This window comes from Yoonia sp. (assembly GCF_042093035.1).
Taxonomy (GTDB): Bacteria; Pseudomonadota; Alphaproteobacteria; order Rhodobacterales; family Rhodobacteraceae; genus Yoonia.
This window is the reverse complement of sequence record NZ_JBELFI010000026.1, coordinates 15,399-25,547: the sequence shown is the minus strand read 5'-3', so window position 1 is coordinate 25,547 and position 10,149 is coordinate 15,399. Positions and strand designations below refer to the sequence as shown.

Genomic DNA, 10,149 nt, shown 5'->3' with positions numbered 1-10,149 from the left:
ACGATCACCCTTGGGCACAGGCATTTGTGGTGATTGAGGCACGGCCCATCGCTTGACAGCGCAGGCAGGCAGGCTCATGTAGCCTCAAATCGTAAAGGGATTGCATAATGGCGGAAAATACTGGGTTTGTTGCATGGCTTTGGGAAACCCTGAAGACGGTGTTCTGGGCATTGATTCTCGCTGGTATTTTCCGGACTGTTTTCTTTCAGCCGTTTTGGATTCCATCAGGGTCGATGAAAGACACCTTGCTGATCGGCGATTTCCTTTTCGTCAATAAAATGGCCTATGGGTATTCCTATGCGTCTTGTCCGACCATTCGGATTCCACAGGTCGGTCTGGATCTGAGTGCGGATGATTTCTGCGGCTTTATCGAGGACCGCGAAGACCGGATTTGGGGCGCTGACCCGGAGCGTGGCGATATCGTCGTGTTCCGCCATCCGATCGATGGGCGTGATTTCATCAAGCGGCTGATCGGCGTGCCTGGTGACCGTATCCAGATGATTGATAGCGTGTTGTACATCAATGACACGCCGGTTCAGGTTGCCCCCGCCGGAACCTTCACTGAGATAATGGAACCCCAAGGGCCGCTGGGCATTCGTCCGCAATGTGAAAACGGGCCGGTGGGCTTCGGTGCTGAATGCACGAAGTCCCGCTTTATTGAAACGCTCCCGAATGGTGTCAGCCACGCGATCTTGAACATCGGCAACCGACCCAGTGATAATACCGGCGTGTTTACCGTTCCGGAAGGGCAGTTCTTTTTCATGGGTGACAACCGCGACAATTCCACCGACAGCCGCTTTTCGCAGGCCACGCGTGGTGTTGGCTTCGTTGATCGCAAGGACATTGTCGGGCGCGCTGATCGGGTAATGTTCTCGTCCGCAGGTCGGTCCATGTTTGCATTCTGGACATGGCGGTCTGACCGCTTCTTCAAGGCGCTCGATTGAAGCTCTCGGCGGACCTCAAAGCCTTTTCTGATAGGCTGGGACACGGGTTTGAACGCCCGGAGACCTTGATCCGCGCTGTGACCCATTCCTCAATGATGAGCCCGCATCGCGATGACAACCAACGGCTGGAATTCTTGGGGGATCGGGTGCTTGGGCTTGTGATGGCAGAGGCTTTGCTAAAGGCTGATCCGACCGCACCAGAGGGATTGTTGGCACCGCGTTACAACGCGCTGGTGCGGCGCGAAGCCTGTGCGGATGTGGCGCGCCAGATTGATCTTGGTGCTGTGCTGAAGCTTGGGCGGTCCGAGATGAAATCTGGGGGGCGCCGCAAGGAGGCGCTTCTGGCGGACGCAATGGAAGCTGTGATCGCGGCCGTGTACCAAGATGGCGGGTTTGCTGCGGCGCGTGACGTGATCCTGCGGCTCTGGGGCGCGCGCATCACCGATGTCGCCGACGATGCCCGGGACGCAAAGACAGCCTTGCAAGAATGGGCGCAAGGGCGCGGTGAAGTTCCCCCCCAATATGTCGAGGTTGCCCGCATTGGACCAGATCATCAGCCCGTCTTCACAATGGAGGTCCGCCTCGCATCAGGGGCAACCGAACAAGCGACCGCAGGTTCCAAAAGACATGCGGAACAGGCGGCAGCGGCAGCCCTTTTGAAGAAAGTAGGCGCATGAACGACGTTCCAACCAAGGCGGGCTTTGTCGCCCTGATCGGAGAGCCAAACGCAGGCAAATCGACGCTACTGAACCGGATGGTGGGCGCAAAGGTGTCCATCGTGACCCATAAGGTGCAGACGACGCGCGCCCGCATTCGGGGTGTGGCGATGGCCGAGAATGCGCAGCTGATCTTTATCGACACGCCTGGGCTTTTCAAGCCAAGGCGCCGGTTGGACCGCGCGATGGTCGCGGCCGCTTGGGGGGGTGCTGCTGATGCGGATGTCGTCGTACTGATGATCGAAGCGCATCGTGGCGTGACTGAGGGCGTGAAGGCAATTCTGGAGACTTTGTCGGACCGAACTGGCACGTCTTCGGTTGCCTTGGCAATCAACAAGATCGACAAGGTGAAATCTGAAGTCTTGCTCGCCCTGACCAAAGAAATGAATGAGGCCTATCCATTTGCCGAAACCTTCATGATCTCTGCCGAACGCGGGCATGGCTGCGATAGCCTGCGCGACTGGCTGACAACACAGATCCCTGAGGGGCCTTATCTTTACCCTGAGGATCAAATCGCCGACCTGCCGATGCGTATGATCGCGGCTGAGATGACCCGCGAAAAGCTAACCCTGCGGCTGCATCAGGAGTTGCCCTACGAACTGACGGTGGAAACCGAGAATTGGGAAGAACGCCCCGATGGATCGGCCCGCATTGACCAGCTCATTTATGTGGCGCGCGACGGGCATAAGGGCATTGTGCTGGGCAAAGGCGGCGAGACAGTAAAGTCCGTCAGCAAGGCCGCGCGCCTGGAGTTGGAAGACTTCCTCGGGCGCCGCGTGCATCTCTTTTTGAAGGTCAAGGTGCGGCCCAATTGGCTAGAAGAATCCGAGCGTTATTCCGAAATGGGTCTCGACTTCAAAGACGGCAATAACTGAGTGCGATGCGTCTGACCGCTGACATCTGGGTCTCAGCCTATCTGGCGCGGCTTCGGTTGATCGAGGTCCCGGCGTTTGTTGTACGTCGGGGCGATGGCACCGCGGGTGCTGTCCTTATCAAGGTAAATACCTTGGACGGGCAAGCTTGCTGCTATCAACGGAGTTTCGATCTGCTCACCGGTGCGCGCAAATGGGTCGTGCTGACTGAGGGCGCCGAAGAAGATGTTGATGGATCGATCAGCAAACAATGCAGCTTTGATCCTGATCTGTGGGTTATTGAAGTTGAAGACCGTGAAGGACGGCATTTGCTGGATGAGCCTGGATTAGAGTAATTCTTGCCTCCGGCGGGAGTTTTCCTGGCAAGATGATAAGACTTTCTTAACCATGAGCGGCGCAAGCTGCCCATGCGCGCCTAGTCTGGAGAGGTGAAGCGCGTGCAAGGTGATGAGCAACCCTCATCTGACAGGGCAAGGTGGTGCATATCATCTTGCCCTTTCAAACTCCCGCCGGAGGCTCCGGCAGATGTACCGTAAACTGCCCCTTGCAAGTCACAATCACCCGGTCTGTTATGTGTTTATGGATTGGGCAAACCAACATGATTGAATGGCGCGATGAAGCCGCACTGCTGGCGACCCGCCCTTTTGGGGAGACTTCTGTCATCATTGAAGTGTTCACTGCCGAACACGGTCGTCATGCGGGTGTTGTGCGTGGTGGGACAAGCCGAAAGGTGGCGCCGATCCTGCAGCCGGGTGCGCAGCTTGCGGTCAGTTGGAAGGCGCGGCTTGACAGTCATCTGGGGGCTTTTTCAGTGGAACCGGTTCGCAGTCGCGCTGCGGCCGCAATGGGTGATCGTCTGGCATTGGCGGGTTTGAACGCCGTCTGCGCCCTTTTGGCAATGGTTTTGCCAGAGCGAGAGCCGCATCGCGCCTTTTATGACCGCACGGTCGCTTTGCTGGATCTTCTGGGGCAGTCCGACGTCTGGCCGCTTGCCTACTTGCGGTGGGAGCTGGCGCTGCTTGACGAGATGGGTTTTGGCCTCGATTTGTCCGCCTGTGCCGTGCGTGGTGTGAATGAAGACCTTGTCTTTGTGTCGCCGAAATCCGGCCGCGCTGTCAGTCGCGAAGGGGCAGGGGAATGGGCTGACCGGATGCTGCCCTTGCCCCCGGTTATGGCAGGGCGGGGCGATGCTTCGGGTGCGCAAATTGCCCGCGCGCTTTTCACGACCGGTTATTTTTTGGAACATCGCCTGATAAATGGGCTGGCTGACCGGCCAGTTCCCCCCGCCCGCGCCCGCCTTGTCGATCTGATTGCGAAGACCTAGACTGGCATTCCTTCAAGCATATTTTGCGCCTTAGTCGAGCAAGCGCCGCGCGATGACCTGCGCCTGAATTTCCGCGGCACCCTCAAAAATGTTCAGGATGCGTGCATCGCAGAGTATCCGGCTCACTTTGTATTCCAGCGCGAAGCCGTTGCCGCCATGGATTTGCAGCGCATTGTCCGCGCAAGCCCAAGCGATACGCGCGCCAAGCAACTTGGCCATGCCCGCCTCTAGATCACAGCGTCGTTCGTTGTCCTTTTCGGCAGCGCTGAAATAGGTCAGCTGACGTGCGATCATAATCTCAACCGCCATTATCGCCAATTTGCCTGCCACCCGCGGGAATTGGATGAGGGGTTTGCCGAATTGTTTGCGGTCCTGCGCATATTGCATCCCCACATCGAGCGCGGACTGCGCGACACCAACGGCGCGCGCGGCGGTCTGGATACGCGCGCTTTCAAAGGTCTGCATCAGTTGCTTGAACCCTTTACCGGTCTCACCACCCAACAGGTTTTCGCCCTCGATTGCGAAGCCATCGAAGGCCAATTCGTATTCTTTCATGCCCCGATAACCCAGCACTTCAATCTCACCGCCCGTCATGCCCGGCGTCGGAAAAGGGATCTCTTCGGTGCCGGGGGCCTTTTCCGCCAGAAACATCGACAGCCCACGGTAATCGGTAGTTTCAGGATCGGTGCGCGCCAGCATCGTCATCATATGCGTCCGCGTCGCGTGGGTAATCCACGTCTTGTTGCCGGTTACTTCCCAATCGTCGCCGTTCTTCACCGCGCGCGTCCGCAAGCTGCCAAGGTCAGAACCTGTGTTTGGCTCCGTGAAAACGGCCGTTGGCAAAATTTCGGCCGACGCGAGACCGGGCAGCCACTTTTGCTTTTGTTCTTCGGTGCCGCCGCACAGGATCAGTTCTGCCGCGATCTCGGACCGGGTGCCGAGTGATCCGACGCCGATGTAGCCGCGTGACAATTCCTCGGACACCACACACATGGAGGCCTTGGACAGCCCAAAGCCGCCGTATTCTTCGGGGATGGTCAGGCCAAAGACGCCCATTTCGGCCATCTCGTCGATGATTTCGAGCGGGATCAACTCATCCTTTAGGTGCCAGTCATGCGCATCCGGTTCGATCCGTTCAACACTGAAGCGGCGGAATTGTTCGCGGATCATCTCAAGCTCATCGTCGAGGCCTGATGCGCCGACCGTGATGTTGGCTGATTGCTCTTGCATCAGTTCCACAAGGCGCATGCGGGCGGCCTGTGTGTTGCCGGATTGGGTCAGGGTCATGACCGCAGGCTGCATCAATGCGCGCGCGTCGTCCTGGGTCAGTCCAATGTCTTGCAGGCGCATGATTTCGCCCTGGCTCATCGGGATGCCGCCGTAGATCTGCCAAAGATATTCGCCAAAGGCGATTTGGTGGATCAACTGTTCGACTTCGCCAAACTTGCCCTGCTCTTGCAGGCGCTCTGCCCAGATTTGCATTTGTTGCAGGGATTGCTGGTAGGTTGCCAGCCATGCCAGCCCATGTGCGGCGGTTTGGTTTTCTTCAATCAATTTCCCGGAGATGCGACCGCCGTCTTCTGTAATTGCCCGCACAGATGCCTTTGCCCGCGCTACAATATCATCAACGGCAGGCAAGCTTGCAGCACTAAGAGCCAGCAGGTCAGCCACTACGGGGGTTTGGTTCAACGTCATATCCTGACCATCATGCGGCATTTCGCGACTCCTATCAATGTGCAGTCGCAGCAATATCGCCTTTGCAATTGCAGCGCAATAATTATTCGCTAAAGCGTCACACTGCGCACAAAAGTGTCGCGACGGAATTTGGCGTGGCAAGCGCTTTTGAAAAGCGTAAGAAAGCCCATGCCTGAGTTTTTGACCCTTGTGACACCAGCCGTATTTGTCTTTGCTTTTTTCGTGACTATGGTTGGCGGGTTTGTCAAAGGCGCCGTCGGGTTTGCGCAGCCGCTGATTATGATCTCTGGCATGGGGATCCTGATCGCGCCTGATCTGGTGATTGCCGGCATTGTCATTCCAATCGTCATCGCGAATATTTTGCAGGTGGCGCGTTCAGGATTGGGACCAGCCCGTGAGGCCCTGGCGGAGCATTGGCGCTATGTATCGCTGGTCTGTGTTTTCATTTTGATCTCCGCGCAATTTGTTCGCTACATCCCGACAGACGCGCTTTTTATCGTACTCGGTGTGCCTGTTGTGATCCTTTGCTTGATCCAACTGGTGGGCTGGCGTCCGCATCTTTCAACGCGTTCGCGGCGTCCGTTTGAATGGATTGCGGGCACCTTGTCAGGGATCCTTGGCGGGCTCGCTGGCACATGGGGGCCACCGACGGTTTTATATCTGCTCGCCCTGAATACACCGCGTGACCGCCAGATGGCCGTGCAGGGGGTCATTTATGGATTAGGCTCTGTCATGTTGCTGATCGGGCATTTGAAGTCGGGCATTCTCAATGCCGAGACATGGGGCTTTTCGGCAAGCCTCGTGGTGCCCTCACTCATTGGCATGTGGCTTGGGTTTCGGCTGGGCGACAAGTTTGACCAAGAGCGGTTTCGCAAGATCACGCTCTTGGTGTTGATTATCGCAGGGGCCAACCTGATCCGCCGTGGCGTGATCGGGTAAGATGGCTGTCAATCCATCTTACGGATATCAGCCAATTGCGGCTGCTTTGACGTCATCGTCAATGAACGGAACGTATTTTTCAAAGTTGTCGCTAAACATCGTCACCAGCTTTTCGGCCTGTGCGTCATAACCGGCCTTGTCCGCCCATGTGTCGCGTGGGTTCAAAAGGCCATCGTCAACGCCATCGACTGACACGGGCACTTCGAAACCGAAATGCGGGTCCTTGCGGAAAGTGCTTTCGATCAACGTGCCATCCAGTGCCGCTGTCAACAGCGCCCGCGTTGCCTTGATGGGCATTCGCGATCCTGTGCCGTAAGCACCGCCTGTCCAGCCAGTGTTAACCAACCAGCAAGTTGCACCGTGGCTCGCGATCTTGCTGCGCAGCAGGTTGCCGTAGACTTCTGGGCGGCGTGGCATGAAGGGCGCGCCAAAGCATGTGCTGAAGGTCGGCTCCGGCTCTGTCACGCCGCGCTCTGTCCCGGCGACCTTGGAGGTGAAGCCAGACAGGAAATGATACATCGCCTGCGCTGGCGTTAGCCGCGCGATCGGAGGCAATACACCAAATGCATCGCACGTCAGCATGATGATGTTCTTGGGATGCCCGCCAAGTGCTGTGTCTGAAGCATTGGAGATGTAGTTCAGCGGGTAGGCGCAGCGCATGTTCGCTGTCAGGCTGTCATCCTCAAAATCCAGTTCCAGCGTTTGCTTGTCATAGACCATGTTCTCAATGACTGTATGCGGCATGGAACAGGTTGCGTAGATTTCAGGTTCTGCTTCGGGGTCAAGGCCGATGGTTTTCGCGTAGCATCCGCCTTCGAAGTTGAACGTGCCGCGCTCGGACCAGCCGTGTTCATCATCGCCAATCAAAACGCGTGTGGGGTCCGCCGAAAGCGTTGTTTTGCCGGTTCCTGACAGGCCAAAGAACACGGCCGTATCGACCGGATTGCCGGGCGCGTGGTTGGCAGAGCAGTGCATCGGCATGATGCCCTTTTCAGGCAGCAGGTAGTTCAGCAGTGTGAAGACAGATTTCTTGTTCTCACCAGCGTATTCGGTGCCGCCGATCAGGATCAGCTTCTTTTCGAAGTTCAACGCGATCACGGTCTCCGAGCGGCAACCGTGCTTGGCAGGGTCGGCCTTGAAGCTGGGGCAGTTGATGATCGTGAAATCCGGCGCGAAAGTCGCAAGCTCGGATGCGTCGGGGCGACGCAGCAGGTGACGGATGAAAAGGCCGTGCCATGTCAGCTCCGCTATTACGCGCACGTCCAGACGATGCGCCGGATCCGCGCCGCCGAAAAGGTCCTGCACGTTGTATGTGCCGCCCTTCATATGGGTCAGCATATCGGCATAGAGGGCGTCGAATTTGTCAGCCTCCATGGGTGGGTTGTTTTCCCACCAGATCGTATCTTCGACCTCAGGCGTTCTGACGACGAATTTATCCTTGGGTGACCGGCCCGTATGCTTGCCGGTGGTCACCAAAAAGGCCCCGCCTTTGCCTGTCACACCTTCACCAGCCGCAACGGCGGCGTCGTGCAATTCGGCCTCGGAGCGGTTATAATAGACGTGACCCAGCCCCGTGATGCCTTGATGTTCAAGCTTCATCGATGGGTTGACCGTACCTTGGTCCATGGGTTCGCTCCTTTAGATGTGCGCCGGAATGGCTTGCGATGACCTTGCATAGCACCAAGCTTTCAAGCGCCGATACCCCGACATCGCTTCGTTAGCGCAACCAATCCAATGTTAGCGCAACCAGCTGTTACGCGAGGCAAGGCGGGCCTTTGGATTATACCGGTTTGGGCGTGATTCGGCCAATTGCGGCAATTATGAGGCAGTCCACGACTTAAGAGTTGATTCGCTTTGATAAAAAGATGAAAACTGGCCCATGATGCTGTAAGCTCGCCGAAAAGTTATTGAGGAAGATCATTATTATGTCCCGTATTGCACTTGTTGACGACGATCGGAATATTCTGACATCTGTGGCAATGACGCTTGAGGCTGAGGGCTTCGAAGTCGAGACCTACAACGACGGGCAGTCAGCGCTTGATGCGTTCAACAAGCGGTTGCCTGATATGGCCGTCTTGGACATAAAAATGCCCCGAATGGACGGGATGGACCTGCTGCAACGCCTGCGCCAAAAGAGCGCGATGCCGGTTATTTTCCTAACCTCCAAGGACGACGAGATCGACGAGGTTCTCGGCCTTAGGATGGGCGCTGATGATTACGTAAAAAAGCCATTTTCCCAGCGTTTACTGGTGGAAAGGATTCGCGCGTTGTTGCGTCGTCAGGACGCGATTGCGGGTGAGGAAATAGAAGAAACCGAAGAGACCAAAGTTATGGTCCGCGGTGAATTGGTAATGGATCCACTGCGCCATGCGGTGAAATGGAAAGGGCAAGACGTATCACTTACTGTTACCGAGTTTTTGCTACTTCAGGCGCTGGCCCAGCGCCCCGGTTTTGTCAAAAGCCGCGATCAGCTCATGGATGTAGCCTATGACGATCAAGTTTATGTTGATGACCGCACGATCGACAGTCACATCAAACGGCTCCGCAAGAAAATGCGGAACACGGATGATGAGTTTTCGGCAATCGAAACGCTTTATGGCATTGGTTACCGCTACAACGAAGAGTAACCCATGACGAGCGCGCCCAAGATTGATGTGCGCGACCTCAAGTCTGTCCGCGCTGCTGCCCAAACGCCTGATTTGGTGCTGGGTGATGATTGGGTCGACGCCGAAGATGCCGGCGTCGACGGCGCCCGCCGTGGACGTTTGGCGACGCTGCGCTATTCACCGATTGCCCGTAAGATTGTCACCTTCAACCTTGTTGCCTTGATCTTGCTGATTGCAGGTGTGCTTTATCTAAGCCCATCGCGAGACAGCCTCGCTTTTCAACGCGCAAAGGGTCTTATCAACGAAGCCCAATTGATTGCAGATGTGTTTGAAGGGCAATTGCCGGTTTTTGGGCCCATCAATCTGGCGACAGGCGACGGTATCGACCCTGTGTCGACGCTCGCGGAACTTGATCTGCGCGGTGGTGTGGATGTGGCTGTCTATGACGCCAATGGCATGTATGTCACCAGCATTCAGGGTACGTTATCGCCAAATGAATTGGCTGAGTTGGAGCTTGAGACCGGCGGTACGGCCGTCACGGACTTTTTTGCCGGCATCTGGGACGCTATCGCGAGGATCATACCCGCAGGGCGGTCTGATGCCGAGCTTGAGACGCAAACACGCAATCTGTCACTGGCGTATGTCAGCCGTGCAATCGTGGGTGGGACCCAGCTTGAGGCCTTTGATACCGGAGAGAATACCAGCTTTATTGTCACAACTCCGATCCTTCGTGGGGAAACGGCTGTTGGTGTGATTGCTGTCACAACTGCGGCTGGTGAGGTCGACAGTCTTGTCCGCCGCGAGCGCGAGCAATACTTACGGCTCTTTGGTGTTGGCATTATCGTCAGCATCGGTCTCAGCCTTAGTCTGGCGTCCACCATCGCGAACCCGCTGGCGCGTCTTGCGACCGCAGCAGAGGCCAGTCAGGAACGCAATGCGCGCAAGATGTCACCTGTAAAGGTGCGTATCCCTGACTTCACCGGGAGACCGGATGAGATTGGCCGCTTGTCGGGTGCTCTGCGCAGTATGGTGCGCGCGCTTTACAAGCGGATT

General features: G+C 56.7%; 10 protein-coding genes. 8 read left to right on the top strand and 2 right to left on the bottom strand.

Annotated features, from left to right (window positions below):
• Positions 1-107 precede the first annotated feature (107 nt).
• From lepB to recO, 5 genes are all read left to right on the top strand, one after another.
• Positions 108-944 carry a signal peptidase I gene (gene lepB / locus ACFDSS_RS05790; RefSeq protein ID WP_375254817.1) on the top strand — a complete coding sequence of 279 codons (837 nt, stop codon included), beginning with the start codon at positions 108-110 and terminating at the stop codon, positions 942-944.
• Positions 941-1,621 carry a ribonuclease III gene (rnc, locus tag ACFDSS_RS05785; protein WP_375254816.1) on the top strand — a complete coding sequence of 227 codons (681 nt, stop codon included), beginning with the start codon at positions 941-943 and terminating at the stop codon, positions 1,619-1,621. Before lepB ends, rnc begins: the two co-directional genes overlap by 4 nt.
• Complete coding sequence (gene era / locus ACFDSS_RS05780; protein WP_375254815.1) at positions 1,618-2,535, top strand: GTPase Era; 918 nt, start codon at positions 1,618-1,620, stop codon at positions 2,533-2,535. Before rnc ends, era begins: the two co-directional genes overlap by 4 nt.
• A 5-nt stretch (positions 2,536-2,540) precedes the next feature.
• Complete coding sequence (locus ACFDSS_RS05775; protein WP_375254814.1) at positions 2,541-2,867, top strand: DUF1491 family protein; 327 nt, start codon at positions 2,541-2,543, stop codon at positions 2,865-2,867.
• 263 nt (positions 2,868-3,130) lie between these two features.
• Positions 3,131-3,856 (top strand): DNA repair protein RecO, encoded by a 726-nt coding sequence (gene recO / locus ACFDSS_RS05770; RefSeq protein ID WP_375254819.1) that lies wholly within the window; start codon positions 3,131-3,133, stop codon positions 3,854-3,856.
• Between the two features lie 30 nt (positions 3,857-3,886).
• On the opposite strand, the gene ACFDSS_RS05765 is transcribed toward recO, so the two are convergent.
• A complete protein-coding gene (locus ACFDSS_RS05765) occupies positions 3,887-5,572 on the bottom strand; it encodes an acyl-CoA dehydrogenase family protein (protein ID WP_375254813.1) in 1,686 nt (561 codons plus the stop codon).
• Positions 5,573-5,719: 147 nt separating this feature from the next.
• On the opposite strand from ACFDSS_RS05765, the gene ACFDSS_RS05760 reads away from it, so the two are divergent.
• Positions 5,720-6,490, top strand: coding sequence for a sulfite exporter TauE/SafE family protein (locus ACFDSS_RS05760; RefSeq protein WP_375254812.1), 771 nt, complete (start codon positions 5,720-5,722; stop codon positions 6,488-6,490).
• A 27-nt stretch (positions 6,491-6,517) separates the two neighbouring features.
• Here ACFDSS_RS05760 and ACFDSS_RS05755 read toward each other — a convergent pair whose 3' ends face one another.
• The gene (locus ACFDSS_RS05755) at positions 6,518-8,116 is read right to left on the bottom strand and encodes a phosphoenolpyruvate carboxykinase (protein ID WP_375254811.1); all 1,599 of its coding nucleotides are present in this window, start codon (positions 8,114-8,116) and stop codon (positions 6,518-6,520) included.
• Between the two features lie 299 nt (positions 8,117-8,415).
• Here ACFDSS_RS05755 and ACFDSS_RS05750 point away from each other — a divergent pair, with 299 nt between their 5' ends.
• Both ACFDSS_RS05750 and ACFDSS_RS05745 read left to right on the top strand, forming a co-directional pair.
• On the top strand, positions 8,416-9,117 hold the full coding sequence (locus ACFDSS_RS05750) for a response regulator transcription factor (protein ID WP_375254810.1): 702 nt from the start codon (positions 8,416-8,418) through the stop codon (positions 9,115-9,117).
• A gap of 3 nt (positions 9,118-9,120) precedes the next feature.
• The coding region (locus ACFDSS_RS05745) for a sensor N-terminal transmembrane domain-containing protein (protein WP_375254809.1) at positions 9,121-10,149 on the top strand (1,029 nt) is incomplete at its 3' end.